General features: G+C 52.6%; 13 protein-coding genes, 1 tRNA gene and 1 pseudogene. 6 read left to right on the forward strand and 9 right to left on the reverse strand.

Annotated features, from left to right (window positions below):
• From AAG834_RS11860 to putA, 3 genes and pseudogenes are all read left to right on the forward strand, one after another.
• Positions 1 to 122, forward strand: a pseudogene (locus tag AAG834_RS11860) (IS630 family transposase); the annotation flags it as partial.
• 500 nt (positions 123 to 622) lie between these two features.
• Positions 623 to 2149 (forward strand): sodium/proline symporter PutP, encoded by a 1527-nt coding sequence (gene putP, locus AAG834_RS11865; protein WP_070514555.1) that lies wholly within the window; start codon positions 623 to 625, stop codon positions 2147 to 2149.
• Between the two features lie 276 nt (positions 2150 to 2425).
• Positions 2426 to 6031 carry a bifunctional proline dehydrogenase/L-glutamate gamma-semialdehyde dehydrogenase PutA gene (gene putA / locus AAG834_RS11870; protein WP_342032240.1) on the forward strand — a complete coding sequence of 1202 codons (3606 nt, stop codon included), beginning with the start codon at positions 2426 to 2428 and terminating at the stop codon, positions 6029 to 6031.
• Positions 6032 to 6321: 290 nt separating this feature from the next.
• On the opposite strand, the gene nqrF is transcribed toward putA, so the two are convergent.
• The 8 genes from nqrF to AAG834_RS11915 all read right to left on the reverse strand — a co-directional run bounded on the left by nqrF (position 6322) and on the right by AAG834_RS11915 (position 14345).
• On the reverse strand, positions 6322 to 7539 hold the full coding sequence (nqrF, locus tag AAG834_RS11875) for an NADH:ubiquinone reductase (Na(+)-transporting) subunit F (RefSeq protein WP_003741084.1): 1218 nt from the start codon (positions 7537 to 7539) through the stop codon (positions 6322 to 6324).
• 13 nt (positions 7540 to 7552) lie between these two features.
• A complete protein-coding gene (gene nqrE, locus AAG834_RS11880) occupies positions 7553 to 8146 on the reverse strand; it encodes an NADH:ubiquinone reductase (Na(+)-transporting) subunit E (RefSeq protein WP_003741087.1) in 594 nt (197 codons plus the stop codon).
• Between the two features lie 3 nt (positions 8147 to 8149).
• On the reverse strand, positions 8150 to 8776 hold the full coding sequence (locus tag AAG834_RS11885) for an NADH:ubiquinone reductase (Na(+)-transporting) subunit D (RefSeq protein ID WP_074896933.1): 627 nt from the start codon (positions 8774 to 8776) through the stop codon (positions 8150 to 8152).
• A complete protein-coding gene (locus AAG834_RS11890; RefSeq protein ID WP_009425722.1) occupies positions 8776 to 9552 on the reverse strand; it encodes a Na(+)-translocating NADH-quinone reductase subunit C in 777 nt (258 codons plus the stop codon). The genes AAG834_RS11885 and AAG834_RS11890 overlap by 1 nt, the downstream gene beginning before the upstream one ends.
• The gene (locus AAG834_RS11895; protein ID WP_342032241.1) at positions 9545 to 10777 is read right to left on the reverse strand and encodes an NADH:ubiquinone reductase (Na(+)-transporting) subunit B; all 1233 of its coding nucleotides are present in this window, start codon (positions 10775 to 10777) and stop codon (positions 9545 to 9547) included. The genes AAG834_RS11890 and AAG834_RS11895 overlap by 8 nt, the downstream gene beginning before the upstream one ends.
• A gap of 2 nt (positions 10778 to 10779) precedes the next feature.
• Entirely contained in the window at positions 10780 to 12123 is a 1344-nt protein-coding gene (locus tag AAG834_RS11900) for a Na(+)-translocating NADH-quinone reductase subunit A (RefSeq protein WP_342032242.1), read from the reverse strand.
• A 467-nt stretch (positions 12124 to 12590) separates the two neighbouring features.
• Entirely contained in the window at positions 12591 to 14012 is a 1422-nt protein-coding gene (locus AAG834_RS11910; protein ID WP_342032243.1) for a sodium:proton antiporter, read from the reverse strand.
• A 75-nt stretch (positions 14013 to 14087) separates the two neighbouring features.
• Entirely contained in the window at positions 14088 to 14345 is a 258-nt protein-coding gene (locus AAG834_RS11915) for a coproporphyrinogen oxidase (protein ID WP_342032244.1), read from the reverse strand.
• Between the two features lie 208 nt (positions 14346 to 14553).
• Here AAG834_RS11915 and AAG834_RS11920 point away from each other — a divergent pair.
• Positions 14554 to 14629 (forward strand) — tRNA-Ile (locus AAG834_RS11920).
• A gap of 358 nt (positions 14630 to 14987) precedes the next feature.
• On the opposite strand, the gene AAG834_RS11925 is transcribed toward AAG834_RS11920, so the two are convergent.
• On the reverse strand, positions 14988 to 15587 hold the full coding sequence (locus tag AAG834_RS11925) for a TetR/AcrR family transcriptional regulator (protein WP_342032245.1): 600 nt from the start codon (positions 15585 to 15587) through the stop codon (positions 14988 to 14990).
• A gap of 446 nt (positions 15588 to 16033) precedes the next feature.
• Here AAG834_RS11925 and AAG834_RS11930 point away from each other — a divergent pair, with 446 nt between their 5' ends.
• Entirely contained in the window at positions 16034 to 18079 is a 2046-nt protein-coding gene (locus tag AAG834_RS11930) for a TonB-dependent receptor (RefSeq protein WP_003768390.1), read from the forward strand.
• A gap of 250 nt (positions 18080 to 18329) precedes the next feature.
• On the forward strand, positions 18330 to 18728 hold the full coding sequence (locus tag AAG834_RS11935) for a hypothetical protein (protein WP_019271667.1): 399 nt from the start codon (positions 18330 to 18332) through the stop codon (positions 18726 to 18728).
• Positions 18729 to 18882 lie beyond the last annotated feature (154 nt).

Consider the following 18882-nt stretch of genomic DNA (forward strand, 5'->3'; position numbering starts at 1 on the left):
ATTCACCTGAGCTCAACCCGATTGAGAAGGTGTGGGCGAATATTAAGCGGTATCTGCGAACCGTATTGTCTGATTACGCCCGATTTGACGATGCGTTACTGTCCTATTTTGATTTTAATTGACTATAAAAGCGATTCCGCTCTTTATCCATACCCAACAGTTTGCCAAGAGGTCGTCTGAAATTTTCAGACGACCTTTTGCCTTGCATCCCCGACTACCAAACCATATCCCATCTATTCAAATTGTTGTCTGACTACATGCAATCTGCGACTGCTTCCAAACGTTTCAGAAAGATAGTTTCAAGCCTATTTAAATGCAATATTTTCAAGATAATTTGTAAACTAATGTTTTTAATATGGTTTGAAAAATATTTGAGTAAAACCGGCGAGCAACGGTCATCACAAGCTTTGCAAGCCTTCTGTTTTCAGGTATGCTCGAACAGATTATTTACAATTTCATATGTCTTAATTACATATCCATTTGAATTAATAAATAATTTATTTTCAATAAGCCACAAAAAAATAGAAATTTCCGCTGTATTTTAATTAGAAAAATGTTTGGGCGTGGATTGCCTGCAATTTCATCAGCCCGTGATTTTGAAGTTTTAGATGAGGAATAGTACATGAATCCCATGTATATCACTTTTGCAATCTATCTGGTTGCTGTTCTCTTGATTGGTCTGGCCGCGTATTTCTCCACGCGCAATTTCGATGATTATATTTTGGGCGGCCGAAGCTTGGGCCCGTTTGTTACGGCGATGTCGGCGGGCGCGTCCGATATGTCGGGCTGGCTTTTGATGGGTCTGCCCGGCGCGATTTATTTGAGCGGTCTGAATGAGGCTTGGATTGCCATCGGTTTGGTCGTCGGCGCGTATTTCAACTGGCTTTTGGTGGCGGGCCGTCTGCGCGTGCATACTGAATATGCCAATAATGCGCTGACGCTGCCGGATTATTTCTTCCACCGCTTCGGCGCGGGCGGACACTTGATGAAAGTGGTTTCCGCGCTGATTATCTTGTTTTTCTTCACGATTTATTGTGCTTCGGGCATTGTGGCGGGTGCAACTTTGTTCCAAAGCTTGTTTGAAGGCATGACTTACAATCAGGCGATGTGGCTAGGTGCGGGGGCAACCATTGCCTATACCTTCTTGGGCGGATTCTTGGCGGTCAGTTGGACGGATACGCTGCAAGCTTCTTTGATGATTTTTGCGCTGATTTTGACGCCGGTAATGGTGTATCTGGGTCTGGGCGGTGCAGAACAAATGTCTGCCGCAATTCAAAGCGTTGCCGCAAGTACAGGCAAGGAATATAACAGCCTGCTTGCTGGTACGACCGTCATCGGCATTATTTCCACTGCCGCATGGGGCTTAGGCTATTTCGGTCAGCCGCACATTTTGGCGCGCTTTATGGCGGCTGAGAGCGCGAAATCGCTGGTGTCCGCACGCCGCATCGGTATGACTTGGATGGTGTTGTGTCTGGCAGGCGCAGTAGCGGTCGGTTATTTCGGCATTGCGTATTTTGGTGCCAATCCTGACCAAACCGCTTCCATGCACGGCAACCACGAACGTATCTTCATCGCGCTTTCTACTTTATTGTTCAACCCTTGGATTGCAGGCATTATTTTGAGCGCGATTTTGGCGGCGGTCATGTCCACTTTGTCTTGCCAGCTTTTGGTTTGCTCCAGCGCGATTACGGAAGACTTCTACAAAGGCTTTTTGCGCAAAAATGCGCCGCAGTCAGAATTGGTGTGGATTGGTCGTCTGATGGTATTGGCGATTGCCATTATCTCGATTCTGATTGCGTCCGACCCTAAGAGCAAAGTTTTGGGCTTGGTGTCTTATGCGTGGGCAGGTTTCGGCGCGGCGTTCGGTCCGATTGTGATTCTGTCAGTATTGTGGAAACGCATTACGGCATACGGTGCTTTGTCGGGAATGATTGCCGGCGCGCTGACTGTGGTGGCATGGGTGGAGTGGGTTAAAAAACCGGCTTTGGCAGCAAATGAAACCGGTATTTGGACCATGTACGAAATCGTCCCCGGCTTCATCGCCTGCTTGATTATCGCTGTTCTGGTTTCACTGACCGACAAAGAGCCGTCTCGTGAAATCCAAGAACGTTTTGAAAAAGCGGACGCGGAATACCGCGAGGCGAAATAAGTGTTTTCAGACGACCTGCCGTTGACCGTAGGTCGTCTGAATTTTTATACGGGAAGGCAGGTTTTATTTTTATATTGATGCTCATGCGGATAATTCAGCCTTTGGGCTTTATCTGCTTTTTATCAAAGCAAAAAATCCTGTTTTCAAGGTAAATTACTTGTTCGCCCCGTATAAATTTATTACGATATTATCTATATGCTTTAAATCTTTTCAGACGACCTTGAAAAGGGATGGGGTCGTCTGAAAATCATCATAAAAACTTTGGAGAACCTTAAAATGTTTGACTTTGCTTTTCCGACACAAACGCCACTGCGCCAAGCGATTACCGATGCTTACCGCCGCGACGAAATCGAAGCCGTTCAGGATATGCTGCAACGCGCCCAGATGAGCGATGAGGAGCGTCGGGCGGCGTCCGAACTCGCGCGCCGTTTGGTTACGCAGGTTCGTGCCAGTCGCACCAAAGCCAGCGGGGTGGATGCGCTGATGCACGAGTTTTCGCTCTCCAGCGAAGAAGGCATTGCGCTGATGTGTCTGGCGGAAGCTTTGCTGCGCATTCCCGACAATGCGACGCGCGACCGCCTGATTGCCGACAAAATTTCCGAAGGCAACTGGAAAAGCCATTTGAACAACAGCCCGTCCCTGTTCGTCAACGCAGCGGCATGGGGCTTGCTGGTTACTGGCAAACTGACCGCAACAAACGACAAGCAGATGGGTTCTGCCCTGAACCGCCTCATCAGCAAAGGCGGCGCGCCCCTAATCCGCCAAGGTGTGAACTACGCCATGCGCCTCTTGGGCAAGCAGTTTGTTACCGGACAAACCATTGAAGAAGCGCTACAAAACGGCAAAGAGCGCGAAAAAATGGGCTACCGCTTCTCCTTCGACATGTTGGGCGAAGCCGCCTTTACCCAAGAAGATGCCGACCGCTATTACAACGACTACGTTCAAGCCATTCACGCCATCGGCAAAGATGCCGCCGGACAAGGCGTTTATGAAGGCAACGGCATTTCCGTCAAACTTTCCGCCATCCATCCGCGCTACTCGCGCGCCCAACACAAACGCGTCATGAGCGAACTCTTACCTCGTCTGAAAGAGTTGTTTCTCTTGGGTAAAAAATACGATATCGGTATCAACATCGACGCCGAAGAAGCCAACCGCTTGGAGCTGTCTTTGGATTTGATGGAAGCACTTGTTTCTGATCCCGATTTGGCGGGTTACAAAGGCATCGGCTTTGTCGTTCAGGCATACCAAAAACGCTGCCCCTTCGTGATCGACTATCTGATTGACCTTGCCCGCCGCAACAACCAAAAACTGATGATCCGCCTCGTTAAAGGCGCGTACTGGGACAGCGAAATCAAATGGGCGCAAGTGGACGGCCTGGACGGCTATCCGACCTACACCCGCAAAGTCCATACCGACATCTCCTACCTCGCCTGCGCGCGCAAACTGCTGGACGCGCAAGACGCCGTGTTCCCGCAATTCGCCACCCACAACGCCTACACCTTGGGCGCGATTTACCAAATGGGCAAAGGCAAAGACTTTGAACACCAATGCCTGCACGGCATGGGTGAAACCTTGTACGACCAAGTGGTCGGCCCGCAAAACTTAGGCCGCCGCGTGCGCGTGTACGCCCCGGTCGGTACGCACGAAACCCTGCTCGCCTACTTGGTGCGCCGCCTGTTGGAAAACGGCGCGAACTCGTCGTTCGTCAACCAAATCGTCGATGAAAACATCAGCATCGACACGCTGATCCGCAGCCCGTTCGACACCATCGCCGAACAAGGCATCCACCTGCACAACGCCTTGCCGCTGCCGCGCGATTTGTACGGCAGGGGTCGTCTGAACTCTCAAGGCGTCGATTTCAGCAACGAAACCGTATTGCAACAGCTTCAAGAAAAACTCAACCGCGCCGCCGCGCAAGACTTCCACGCCGCGTCCATTATCAACGGCAAAGCCCGCGATGTCGGCGAAGCGCAACCGATTAAAAACCCCGCCGACCACGACGACATCGTCGGCACAGTCAGCTTTGCCGATGCCGCGCTTGCCCAAGAAGCCGTCGGTGCAGCCGTTGACGCGTTCCCTGAATGGAGCGCGACGCCTGCCGCCGAACGTGCTAATTGCTTGCGCCGTTTCGCCGATTTGCTGGAACAACACACCCCCGCGCTGATGATGCTTGCCGTACGCGAAGCAGGTAAAACGCTGAACAACGCCGTCGCCGAAGTGCGCGAAGCCGTCGATTTTTGCCGCTACTACGCAGGCGAAGCCGAAAACACCCTGCCCAAAGACGCCAAAGCCGTCGGCGCCATCGTCGCCATCAGCCCGTGGAACTTCCCGCTCGCCATCTTTACCGGCGAAGTCGTTTCCGCATTGGCGGCGGGCAACACCGTTATCGCCAAACCTGCCGAACAAACCAGCCTGATTGCCAGCTACGCTGTTTCCCTGATGCACGAAGCAGGCATCCCGACTTCCGCCTTGCAACTTGTGCTCGGCGCAGGCGATGTCGGCGCAGCACTGACAGGCGATCCGCGTATCGGCGGCGTGATTTTCACCGGTTCGACCGAAGTGGCGCAACTGATTAACAAAGCCCTTGCCAAACGCGACGACAGCCCCGTATTGATTGCCGAAACCGGCGGTCAAAACGCCATGATTGTCGATTCCACCGCGCTGCCCGAGCAGGTTTGCTTGGACGTGCTCAACTCCGCCTTTGACAGCGCGGGACAACGCTGCTCCGCCCTGCGTATCCTTTGCGTCCAAGAGGATGTTGCCGACAAGATGCTCGCTATCATCAAAGGCGCAATGGACGAATTGGTCGTCGGCAAACCCATTCAGCTCACCACCGACGTAGGCCCCGTCATCGATGCCGAAGCGCAGCAAAACCTGCAATCGCACATCAATAAAATGAAAGGCGTTGCCAAGTCTTACCACGAAGTCAAAGCCGCCTCCGACGTTGATCCTGCGAAATCCACTTTCGTGCTGCCGATTTTGTTCGAACTCAACAATTTGAACGAACTCACCCGCGAAGTCTTCGGTCCAGTGCTGCACGTCGTCCGCTACCGTGCCGACGAACTTGACCAAATCATCGACCAAATCAACAGCAAAGGCTACGCGCTCACCAGCGGCGTACACAGCCGCATCGAAGGCACGGTCAAACGCATCCGCGAACGCATCGAAGCGGGTAACGTTTACGTCAACCGCAACATCGTCGGCGCCGTCGTCGGCGTACAACCGTTCGGCGGACACGGCATGTCCGGCACAGGTCCGAAAGCAGGCGGTTCGTTCTACCTGCAAAAACTGACCCGCATCCCCGAATGGGTTGCCCCGCCGCTGAGCCGCATCGGACAAGCCGACGAAGTCGCGCTCAAACGTCTTGAAGCCCTGATTCACAAGCTGCCGTTTAATGCGGAAGAGAAAAAAGCAGCGGCATCGGCATTGGGGCACGCCCGCATCCGTACCCTGCGCCAAGCAGAATCCGTCTTGGTCGGCCCGACCGGCGAACGCAACGCCCTGAGCTGGCGCGCGCCCAAACGCGTCTGGGTACACGGCGGCAGCCTCCTGCAAGCCTTCTGCGCCCTGACCGAACTTGCCGCCGCAGGCATCGTAACCGTCGTCGAACCCGACAGCCCGCTTGCCGCCTACACCGCCGACCTCGAAGGCCTGTTGCAAGTCAACAGCAAACCCGAAAGCACAGGCGTGCACCACGTCGCCGCCCTAAGCCCGCTGGACAGCAGCCGCAAGCAAGAGCTGGCAAAACGCGACGGCGCACTCATCCGCATCCTCCCGTCCGAACAAGGCTTGGACATCCTGCAAGTATTTGAAGAAATCTCTTGCAGCGTCAACACCACAGCCGCCGGCGGCAACGCCAGCCTGATGGCCGTTGCCGACTAAAAGGATTGAATAAACGCAAGAGCGTTTGAACAAAGGTCGTCTGAAAACGTTGGCGAGACCCGCCAAGTCCGTTTTCAGACGACCTTTTTCTATTTTGATAAAAGAGCCATCCTCTCAAGTCCAATGTATTCGGCAATGAAGCAGGAGACTGAAATATATAGTGGGCACAATGGGGAAACCGCCACCCCCATAATACTTAATGGCAACAAAATCCCCAGCTTCTATTTCAATTCACATCCACAAAAAAGGAAGAAACTGAAGTTTCTTCCTTTTGTATTTGAAGCCGAATATTAACCGCCGAAGTCATCCAAGAGGATGTTTTCATCTTCTACGCCCAAGTCTTTGAGCATTTTGATGACGGATTGGTTCATGATCGGAGGGCCGCACATATAGAATTCGCAGTCTTCGGGTGCTTCGTGGTTTTTCAGGTGGTTTTCGTAAACCACGTTGTGGATGAAGCCTGTGTAGCCATCCCAGTTGTCTTCCGGCAGTGGGTCAGACAAAGCGACGTGCCATGTGAAGTTCGGGAATTCCGCTGCGAGTTGGTCGAAGTCTTCAACATAGAACATTTCGCGTTTGGAACGTGCGCCGTACCAGAAAGTGATTTTGCGTTTGGAGTTCAAACGTTTCAACTGGTCGAAAATGTGGGAACGCATCGGCGCCATACCTGCGCCGCCGCCGATAAATACCATTTCCGCATCGGTGTCTTTGGCGAAGAATTCGCCGAACGGACCGGAGATGGTTACTTTGTCGCCGGGTTTGAGCGACCAGATGTAAGACGACATTTGTCCAGGAGGCGCATCGGGTACGCGCGGAGGCGGTGTCGCGATACGCACGTTCAGCATGATGATGCCTTTTTCTTCTGGATATGAAGCCATGGAGTAAGCGCGCAAAATCGGCTCGTCCACTTTGGAAACGTATTGCCACAGATTGTATTTATCCCAGTCTTCGTGATATTCCTTAGGAATGTCGAAGTCTTTGTAGGCAACGGTGTGCGGCGGGGCTTCGATTTGAATGTAGCCGCCGGCTCGGAAGGGAACTTCTTCGCCTTCGGGAATAGCGAGCTTGAGTTCTTTAATGAACGTGGCTTTGTTGTCATTGGAGATGACGGTGCATTCCCATTTTTTCACGCCGAACACTTCTTCCGGCACTTCGATGTCCATGTCGGTTTTGACGTTGACCTGACAAGACAGACGGCAGCCTTCGCGTGCTTCGCGTTTGCTGATGTGGGACAACTCGGTCGGCAGAATGTCGCCACCACCGCTTTTCACGACAACGCGGCATTGTCCGCACGAACCGCCGCCACCGCAGGCGGAGGGTACGAAGATGCCTTGGCTGGCAAGCGCGCCCAACAGTTTTCCGCCGGCGGGCATAGTCAGTTCTTTTTCATCATTGACTTTGATGGTGATGTCGCCCTCGCTCACCAGCTTGGATTTGGCAAACAGAATCATCAGTGCCAAAGCCAAGACGATGACGGTGAACATCACGATACCTAAAATAATTTCCATGCCGAATCCTTTCTTATAACTGGATGCCGGAGAACGACATAAACGCCATCGCCATCAGGCCGGCGGAGATGAAGGTGATACCCAGTCCTTTGAGGCCTTTGGGTGCGTCCGAATATTTCATTTTTTCGGTAATGCCCGCCAAAGCGACAATCGCCAACATCCAGCCCAAGCCTGCGCCGAAGCCGTACACGACGGATTCGCCGAAGTTGTATTCACGTTGCGCCATAAACGAAACGGCACCGAAAATCGCGCAGTTTACGGTAATCAGCGGCAGGTAAATACCCAGCGCGTTATAAAGGGCGGGGAAGAATTTGTCCAAGAACATTTCCAAAATCTGCACCAAAGCCGCAATCACGCCGATAAAGGTGATGAATTTCAGGAAGGTCAAATCCACGCCTTCAACAATCGCGCCGTCTTTGAGCAGCGAGTAAACGAGCTGGTTGGCAGGGACGGACAGACCGAGTACGAAGGTAACGGCAACGCCCAAGCCGAATGCGGTGGATACTTTTTTCGATACCGCCAGAAAAGTACACATGCCCAAGAAGAAAGACAGCGCCATGTTTTCAATGAAGACGGATTTCACAAAAAGGCTTAAATAGTGTTCCATGTCTTATTTCTCCGCCTGTTCGGGTTTCCATGTGCGCAAACCCCAAATCAAAAAGCCGATGATGAAGAACGCGCTCGGTGCCAGCAAGAAGAGGCCGTTGGTTTGATACCAACCACCGTCCTGCACGGTTTGGAAAACGGTGTAGCCCAAGAGTTTGCCTGAACCGATAAGCTCACGGATGGTTGCGATGATAATCAGCATCATGCCGTAACCTGCGCCATTACCGATACCGTCCACCAAACTTTCCAGCGGCGGCTCTTTCATGGCGAAGGCTTCGGCACGACCCATCACGATACAGTTGGTAATAATCAGGCCGACGAATACGGAGAGCTGTTTGGACAATTCGTAGGCATAGGCCTGCAATAATTGGTCAACCAGCGTAACCAGCGACGCGACAATCGCCATCTGCACGATAATGCGGATGCTGTTTGGAATGTAATTGCGCACCAGCGAGATGAAGAAGCTGGAAAAACCGGTTACCAAACTGACGGAAATACCCATCACGATGGCCGTCTGAAGTTTGGTGGTAACCGCCAGCGCCGAACAAATACCCAAAACCTGCAAGGCAATCGGGTTATTGTCGATAAAGGGTGAAAACATTAAATGTTTCAAGCGTTTCATATCAGCCATTATTGTGCTCCTGCTGATTTCAATTTGTTCAGGTAGGGGATATAGCCGTTTTCGCCGAACCAGTAGTCGAACGAGCCTTGTACGCCTTTGGAAGTCAGCGATGCGCCGGAGAGTGCATCTACGCCGTGTTCTTTATCTGAACCTGCGCCTTTGCCGACGTGCAGGGCAAGTTTGCCTTGTTCGTCAAAGAGTTTTTTGCCGACGAATTTTTGTTGCCACAACGGATTGCCGATTTCGCCGCCCAAGCCCGGAGTTTCGCCTTGGTCGTAGTAGGTAATGCCGTTAATGGTGTTGCCGTCAGGTTGGATGGCGACGAAGCCGTACATGACCGACCACAAACCGTTGCCGTGCATAGGCAGGATGATTTGGCTGACTTTGCCGTCATCGCCTTTTACCAAATAAACTTCGGTGTATTTGGCGCGGCTTTTGATACCTGCCAAATCGTCTTCAGGTTTGATTTGGATGCTTTGCGCAGGGTCTTTGGCGGCAACACGCGCGCTGAAGTCTTTCGGCGCGTCTTTCACATATTCGCCGGTCGCCAAATCGACCACGCGTTGTTCGATGCGGTCGGCAAAGGTTTTGCTGATGTCGGTATTTTTATCGAGCAAACCGGCAACGCTCAGGATGTAGCTTTGCTTGTCCTGAACCTTTTGTTTTTCCTGCACCGGTTTCAAGCCGACAACCGCGCCCGCCACGATGACCGAGCAAATCAGGCTGACCGCCAACACCACAATCAGCGTGCCGCTGAAGCTGTCTTTATCGAATTTCTTAGCCATTGCTGCGCGCCTTTCTGCGTTTGATGTTCGCTTGTGCGACGAAATAGTCGAAAATCGGGGCAAACAGGTTGGCAAACAGAATCGCCAACATCATGCCTTCGGGGTAAGCCGGATTGACCACGCGGATTAACACGCACATCACGCCGATTAGAGCGCCGTACCACCATTTGCCGACATTGGTAAAGGAAGCGGAAACAGGGTCGGTCGCCATAAACAGCATACCGATGGCGAAGCCGCCGACGACCAGATGCCAGTACCAAGGCATGCTGAACATCGGGTTAGTGTCCGAACCGATAACATTAAACAGCGAAGACATCGCAATCATACCGATCATCACGCCGGCAATAATGCGCCAAGAAGCGATGCGGGCAAACACGATAAACGCGCCGCCGATTAAAAGTGCCAAAGTGGATACTTCGCCGATAGAACCGGGCAAGTTGCCGATAAACGCATCCATCCAAGTGATCGGTTGATTGGTAACGGCATTTTTCAGACCTTCCGAACCGTGTGCCGCCCATTGCGCCAACGCAGTTGCGCCGGAATAGCCGTCAACCGCTGTCCAAACGGTGTCGCCGGTAATATTAGCGGGATATGCGAAGAACAAGAAGGCACGGCCTGCTAACGCAGGGTTCATAAAGTTTTTACCCGTGCCGCCGAACACCTCTTTCGCAACCACCACGCCGAAGGTAATACCCAAGGCAGCCTGCCAAAGCGGCAGCGTAGGCGGAACGATTAAGGCAAACAGAATCGAAGTAACGAAGAAACCTTCGTTGATTTCGTGTTTACGCACGGTGGCGAACAAGACTTCCCAGAAACCGCCGACGGCAAATACGGTCGCGTAAATCGGCAGGAAGTAAATCGCGCCGAACAGCATTTTGCCCAACAGGCTGGCTTCAGACGACATATTGATGCCTAAAGCGTTGGCAAGGGCGTAATGCCAGTCATTGGCGATATTTTGTTGCAGCAAATCGGGTGTTAAGGCACCGAATGCCTGCGCGCCGACGTTGTACATGCCGAAGAACATGGCAGGGAACAAAGCCAGCCACACCAAAATCATCATGCGTTTGGAGTCGAGCGCGTCGCGGACGTGTGCCGCTTTGCGTGTTACCGCGCCGGATGTGTAGAAAATCGTCGCCGCAGCTTCATAGAGGGCATACCATTTTTCATGCTTGCCGCCTGGCAGGAAGTGCGGTTCGATTTTTTCCAGAAAATGTTTCAAGCCCATAATCAGCCTTCCTTCTCAATGGTTTCCAGCACCTTGCGCAACAGCGGGCCGTATTCGTATTTACCCGGGCAGACGAAGCTGCACAAAGCGAGGTCTTCTTCGTCCAATTCCAAGCAACCCAAAGCCTGAGCGCTGTCGGTATCGCCGACGATTAAATCGCGCAAAAGTAAGGTAGGCAGGATGTCTAGCGGCATTACGCGCTCGTAAGTACCAATCGGCACCATGGCGCGGTCGCCACCGTTGACGGCTGTCGTGAACTTGAAGAGTTTGTTTTTCAGGAAATGACCGAGGGTCGTACGCGTAATCGAGTATTTGTCCGGCTGCGGCGCAACCCAGCCGAACAGCTCTTTGCTGCGGCCTTCTTCGATAACGGAAATCTGATTGTGGTAGCGTCCCAAATAATCATGCGCGCCTTGCGCAATCGCGCCGTTCAATACCGAACCGGAAATCACGCGGTTGTCCGCATCAACCAATTCGCCGGCGGTAATTTGCGACACCTTCGCACCCAAAACGGTACGCAAGAGGCGCGGTTTGTTGACTTGCGGGCCACCCAAGGCAACCACGCGTTCGGCGTTCAGACGACCTGTTACGAACAAACGTCCGATGGCAATCACGTCTTGATAATTGATTGTCCACACGGTTTTATTCGCGCCGACAGGCTCGATGAAATGAATGTGCGTGCCGCTCAAACCAGCGGGATGCGGGCCGCCGAATTCGTGTGTTTCAATGTTGGCGGCGTTTTCAGACGGCACGTCCGCACCGGCTGCTTTACAAACATGGATTTTACGTTCGGTCAGACGGCTCAACACCAGCAAACCTCGTCTGAAATCCTCGGCTGCTTCTTTGATCACGACCACAGGGTCTGCCGCCAGCGGATTGGTGTCCATCGCATTGACGAAAATGGCGAACGGCTCGGCATCGACGGCAGGGATTTTGCTGAACGGACGGGTACGCAGCACAGTCCACAAACCGGATTGAATCAGATTGCGGCGCACTTCTTCGCCGCTTAAGTTTGCCAACGCATCGGGCGTGTAGCGTTCGAACTCGATTTCGTCATCGCCTTCAACGGCAATCACGACAGACTGAAGCACACGCTTTTCGCCGCGGTGAATCGCAGCGATTTTGCCGGAAGCCGGCGCAGTAAACACCACGCCCGGATTTTTCTTGTCTTCAAACAGCACTTGGCCTTTTTTGACGGAATCGCCTTCCTTGACTTTCATCGAGGGGCGCATACCGGCATATTCTTCGCCAAGCAACGCGACTTCGGTAATGGCCGGACCGTCGTAAACGGCTTGCTCCGGTCTGCCCGCGATGGGCAGGTCTAGGCCTTTTTTGATTTTAATCATAGATTTGCATTACTTGTGATGAGTTAAACAGAATAAAATGTTCCAACTTTTCAGACAACGTTTGAAATGGCAAAGCATGGGGAGGTCGTCTGAAAGTAAAGCCTTACTTACGGAAAACAACAATTAAATGAAAACTGTAAAACGTTTGATTTTAGCAGGAACAGCCCGCCTTATGTCAGATTTACGAAGATTTTTTCCAGCTTCCTGCCCCGAATCCCGCGCAAATCAGCCCTCCAATAAAATTATAGTGGATTAACTTTAAACCAGTACGGCGTTGCCTCGCCTTGCCGTACTATCTGTACTGTCTGCAGCTTCGTCGCCTTGTCCTGATTTAAATTTAATCCACTATACAATATTGATGCCCAAAATTAATCCTTTCGAAACAAGCGGCAGAATACAAAAAGGTCGTCTGAAAACCGAATCACAAGAATCAGGTTTTCAGACGACCTTTTGAGGACAAGCAAGTATCAGAACAACTGCCAAACAAAGAAAATCAGCGTATGCAGTATAAACAGCGGAATCAATACCCCCACCGACCACATCATATAACCGAAGAAAGTCGGCATCGGGATACCGCGCTGCTCTGCAATCGCCTTAACCATAAAGTTCGGCGCATTACCGATATAAGTGAGCGCACCCATAAACACCGAACCCATGGATATAGCCAGCAGCGAATGGAACAAATGCCCCGTCATCAGAGCCTGAGCATCGCCGCCCGCCATATTGAAGAACACCAAATAAGTCGGCGCATTATCCAAAAAGGCGGACAACAAACCGCTCATCCAGAAATACATCGTATTAATCGGATTGCCCGAAACATCATGCACCAACGATACCACCGAACCCAGCGCCCCCGCTTCGCCCGCCTTCAAAATCGCCAAGACAGGGGAAATCGTGATGAAAATACCCAAAAATAGTTTGCCCACTTCGGCAATCGGGTCGAAATTGAATTCATTACCCGCCCTAACCTGCTTGGGTGTAATCAGCAGCGAAACAATGGTCAGCGCCAGCAAAATCACATCGCGCACTAAATTTTGCAACGCATAGTGGCTGCCTAAAATCTCAAATCCCGGATGATCGGGCTTCCACAAGCCGGACAGCAAAACCGCACCGACCACGCCCGCCAACAGCAGGAAGTTCCATTTACCGGAAATCCGCAAATCTTCATCGGCTTCCTCTTCCTGCCGAATCTGTTCCACATTGGCTTCACGCGCGTGATAGCGGCTGTCGATAATATAAAACACCAACAACAGCACCACCGTACTGATCAATACGGGCATCAACATGTGTTTCACCGTCCACATGAAATCCACGCCCTTCAAGAAACCCAAAAACAGCGGAGGATCGCCCAACGGCGTCAGACCGCCGCCGATATTCGCCACCAAAAAGATAAAGAATACAACGATATGCACCTTTTTCTTACGGTAATGATTTGCCTTCAGCAGCGGACGAATCATCAGCATCGCCGCACCGGTCGTCCCCATAAAAGACGCCATCACCGTCCCCGCCGCCAGCAGCCCGGTATTCAGCGCAGGCGTACCATTGAGCTTACCCCAAACCAAAATCCCGCCCGAAATCGTGTATAAAGCCAAAAGCAGCAGGATAAACGGGATATATTCCTCAACCAACGCATGGGCAACCGTATGTACACCCGCCCCAAAACCAAACACAACGGCGAACGGAACCAAAAACAGCAGCGTCCAAAACGCCGTAATCTTGCCGAAATGGTGATGCCAGGTATGCGCGAAAAAGAGCGGACCCAACGCGATAGACAAAAGAATCAACGCAAACGGCGCACCCCAAAACAAACTGAGCGACGCGCCGTCAAAATCAGCAGCGTGCGACAAGGTGGGAAATAAGATGAGGGATAAAATTGGTAAGCGGCGCATTGTTTTTCCTTGTTTTTCTTAGTTTTCCTTATGGACGAAAAGCCTAAACAAACACATCCGCACAATGCCGTGAAATCAAACAAAAACGTCTGCAACCAACCTTGGCATCAAGCGGCGGAGTGTTGCCATATGTAAACCTTGTTTGATTGTAAGTGAAAACCCCGCCCCAAACCAGTCAAAATAACCAACCACCCTACCTTGTTTCTCAATATTCAATCCCCTATTCCACCATGTCTGCCGAATCAGATTTTCAAAATCCTTTTGAAAATAAAATGCTAGGTCAAAACAATGTAAACTATCAAAATATAACTTTAGATTTACTTTTCCAAACATTTACACTCAGTCCATTGAACAGGAAATCATCGGTCGCCGAAATCTGCTTTCCACCCAAAGCAGCAAACCACAGGCAAGACAAGTCTACTGCGGCAGTGCAACCCAAATAATCAATATAAAGCCGGTCGGCAATAGCAGACACATTATCTTTTTCAGACGACCTTGTAAGCGGAATAATTTATGATACAATACGCCCCTACTCTTGAACGGGTCTGTAGCTCAGGGGTTAGAGCAGGGGACTCATAATCCCTTGGTCGTGGGTTCGAACCCCACCGGACCCACCAATCAAATCAATGCCTTGCGTAAGCAAGGTATTTTTTCATGTCGCAACTGTGTCCAAGTTGTGTCTTTAGTAAATAGCCCGATTCCGTCCAATACCGCGGCATGGACCTGCAGATGTTCCGCCGACAAATTCACTAAATCCGTTCCCTGTCTGATCTACTTACATCAGGGTAAACCCATGCAGTTCCCCACCCAATCCACTTGCTGCTATTCCAAATCCCAAGCAACCGACAAAGAATCGTGTGGCATTTAGTGCAAATCTAGTGCCACCTAATTAAAACGTCGTCTGAAAATCAACAATTCGTTTTCAGACGACGTTTTATAGGAAATGCAGCGAATCCCTTTCACCCTCCCTCAAACTCAATCTCCTCCCTCGTTCCTTCCCTCTTCTCCCGCCAAACCGTGCAGCAACAACCCCAATACGTCCTGCGGCAGCTTTTGCGGCGTAGCGGCATAAAGCGCGGCCAGTTGCGGATGGCGCATCAATATATCCGCCTGACGGATGAACAGGTCGATGAGTTCCACCGGCAAATCGGGCTGAATCAGGCGGCGTTGTTGCAGGGTATGGAAGAAACCGCGCATAAAGGCGTATTTTTCTTCGTTCAATTCGTGGAAAAACCGCTCCAGCTCCAAATCGGTGTTCTCTTCGATATCGCGCAGGAAGGCGGCGGAATAAAGCTCGTCGAACGACCGCCGTTGCAGAGCAAAAACGGCTTCGGCGGCTTCGCGCAGGCTGCATTGCCGTGCAAGCAGATTTTCAAATTCGGCACGGACGCGGTTTTTCTGTTTGGTAACGATTTCCTGCAAGAGCGCGTTTTTGCCGCTGTAATGCTTGTAAAAGGTAACGCGGCTGACGGCGGCCTCGGCGCAGATTCCGCCTACGGATACGGCGGAAAAGCCGTGTTCGCGGAACAGGCGGCGGGCGGTATCGGCGATGGTTTGTTGTTTGCTGGCAGTCATGACGGTAGAAAGGTCTTGATTTTGTTCATAAAAGGGTTTTCATTAAAGTTATCCGCAAGTCGGATACTCATCATATTTTCCCACGGTGGCAATGGCAATATGGCGGCGTTTCAGACGGCCTCTTTCCTTGCCCCTCCTCTCCGCCCTGCGGACAGGGGGCTGTCGAATGCTTAGCAGGCCAAATTCATAAAGGTCACGGAATTGCCCTCCCAAACCTTCTCCCGCCGAACTGGGAGAGGGAATTGTTTTTGAGATGGTTCACTATAAAAAGGAACAAGTAAAGTGAATGATAAACACTTGCATTCCTGTTTTTTGTTTCTTATACTTTACATTAATAGTTTGTTTTATGTAAATGTGTAAACAACAAATATTTGCATACTGACGGAGCGGTTGGATTGTCTGATGTTCAATCCGCTCCGACGTATGTCGTCTGAAAGGATAAGGAAATGCAGAAACCTACCCTCCGCCGCCTGCCGCTGCTGCTTGCCGCCGCCTTTGCCTCCGAATGGATTTATGCCGCCGATGCGGCGCAAGACGCGGAACAAGTGCAGTTGGAAGAAGTCGTCGTAACCGGCGAACGCACCAACCGCAGCGGCTTTGAAACCGCCACGTCCAACCGCGTTTTCACCACGCCGAACATCGACCGCAGCGGCCACAACCTTTCCGCGACCGACCTGCTCAAACAGACTGTGAACACGGTGGATTTGGGCAGCGGCAACGATTTGCCGACCGTGCGCGGCGTGGACGGCTCCGGCCCCGCCGTCGGTGCGGTGGCGTTTTTCGCGGGCACGCGGCCGCGCCTGAACCTGTCCATAGACGGCCGCTCCGCCACTTACAATGAATACGCCTTCGGCACGCAGTCGCTGTGGGACATGCAGCAGGTGGAAGTCTTGCGCGGGCCGCAAAGCCATGTGCGCGGGCAGAACGCGGTGGCGGGCGCGGTGGTGATGCGTTCCAAAGACCCGACCGACGAATGGGAAGGCGCGCTGCGCTTGGGTTTGGGCAACCAGAAAACGCGCAACATCGCCGGCGTAGTGTCCGGCCCGATTGTGAAAAACAACCTTGCCTTCAGATTGAGCGCGGAGCGGCAGCAACGCGAAAGCTACGAGCCGTTCGTGTCCTATGAGCCGACCGGCAACCCGCGCCGCGTGGAAAACACTAACGTGCGCTTCAAACTCCTGCTCACGCCCGAAAACCATCCCGATTTTTACAGCCGCCTGACGCTGAACCACATCCGTTCGCGCGCGCCGCAAAACGAAATCATGGGCAACACCGCCAGCCGCCGTTTTTTAAAAGAAAAGCCCGTGTTCGTAACCGGCTCGACATCGGGCATCTGGGACGTATCGTGGCAGCTTAACGACTATCTGAAACTGGAAAACAAACTGGTTTACGGCCGCTACCACAACGAGCGGCTGCACCTGCCGATGACCGTCAGCCCGCAAGGCGTTCCCGCCGAACTCAAAGGCCACGAACTGCAATGGGAACCGGTATTGCATTTTTCAAACAAAGGTCGTCTGAAAGGCCTTGCCGGACTGCACTACTTCCGCAGCAAACAAGACGAATGGGTGGATATCCGCAGCGTCGGCGGCCGCAACACCTTTGACGACCGCAACAGCGTGCGCGCCCTGTTTGCCGAAACCACATACAGCCCCAGCGAAAAATGGGACATCACGGCCGCCGCACGCCTTGAAAAAGAAACGCACAAACGAAGCGGCGGCAGCGGCGCACTGCACCTTGATTTAGACAAAGGCCAGACCGTCTTCCTGCCCAAAATCGACATCGCCTTCAAACCCACCGACCAATGGGTCAGCGGCATTAAAGCTGCACGCGGCTACAACCCCGGCGGCGCGGGCATCACCTTCGGCCGCCCTGTCGTAACCTACACTTATGAACCCGAATATGTGAACAACTACGAGTGGTACACCCGCTGGCGCAGCGCAGACCGCCGCCTGCAACTCTCCGGCAACCTGTTTCTGAACCACTACCGCGACATGCAGCTCCCCTTCTATCTCGGCACCAACTCCGTCGTCATCCGCAACGCCAAAAAAGTCCACACCTACGGCGCAGAACTCGCCGCCGACTGGCAGGCGACCGACAGCCTGAAACTCACCACCGGACTGGGGCTGCTCAACACCAAAATCAAAAGCTATCCCGACAGCGGCATCGAAGGCAACAAACTCGGCCGCGCGCCCAAATACACCGCCAACATCGGCGTGAAATACCTGAACGACAAAGGCTGGGAAGCCGGCGGCGACGTGCGCTTCTACGGCGGCTACTACTCCGCCGCCGACAATGCCGAATCGGGCAAAATCGGCGCGTACAACCAAGTCAACCTCTACACCGCCTACAACTTCAAACAAGGCCGCGTCTCGCTCTACGCCGACAACGTGTTCAACCGCCGCCGCCCCATATTCATTTCCAGCGCCGACCGCCAAGACGCACTCTACCAACGCCCCAGAAGCGTGGGAGTGAGCGCGGAATGGAAGTTTTAGGCGGAGCTGAAATGATGGAGGTCGTCTGAAACGGCCGTAACAACCGATTATCGTCATTCCCGCACAGGCGGGAATCCAGACTCATCCGTACAGAAACTTATCAGATAAAGAAAGTACCTTCGAGTCTCCATTCTGGATTCCCGCCTACGCGGAGGTAGCAAAGCGGACTTGCGTAACTAATGACGGCACAAGAAGTCTAATCATCAATGTCCAACCTACCCTGCTCCCCAAAAACACCCAAAGGAACCCCATGCACTACTTCACCCCCGCCAAAACCCTGCCCGAAGGCACCATCTACCTGACCGACCTGACCCACGTCGCCGACTTCGCCGACTGGCTGGCCGAATTCGAAACCCTGTTAAACCAAAACCGCCGCTTTGCCACCGTCTGCACCCCCATGCGGCGGCAGGTGAGCGACGAACAGCGCATTGCCGACCGCAAAACCTACATCGAATGGATAAAGGCACACCGGCCGCAACTCGCCGAACGCTGCGCCGCCATGCTCCTCATCGAACCCGACGCGGCGCAACTGGCGTTCTTCCGCGAACAATCGTCCAAACTCGCCCCCGCGCTGGGCGTAAACTACATCGTCGAAGCCGACGAGCAAACCGCCCTGCAAAAGGCGGAAGAAGCGTTGAAGGTCGTCTGAAAACAGAATCCATGCTCCGGCAGCGGCTTTATAGTGGATTAACTTTAAATCAGGACAAGGCGACGAAGCCGCAGACAGTACAGATAGTACGGAACCGATTCACTTGGTGCTTCAGCACCTTAGAGAATCGTTCTCTTTGAGCTAAGGCGAGGCA

It is taken from the genome of Neisseria sp. Marseille-Q2251 (assembly GCF_940793045.1).
Classification (GTDB): Bacteria; Pseudomonadota; Gammaproteobacteria; order Burkholderiales; family Neisseriaceae; genus Neisseria.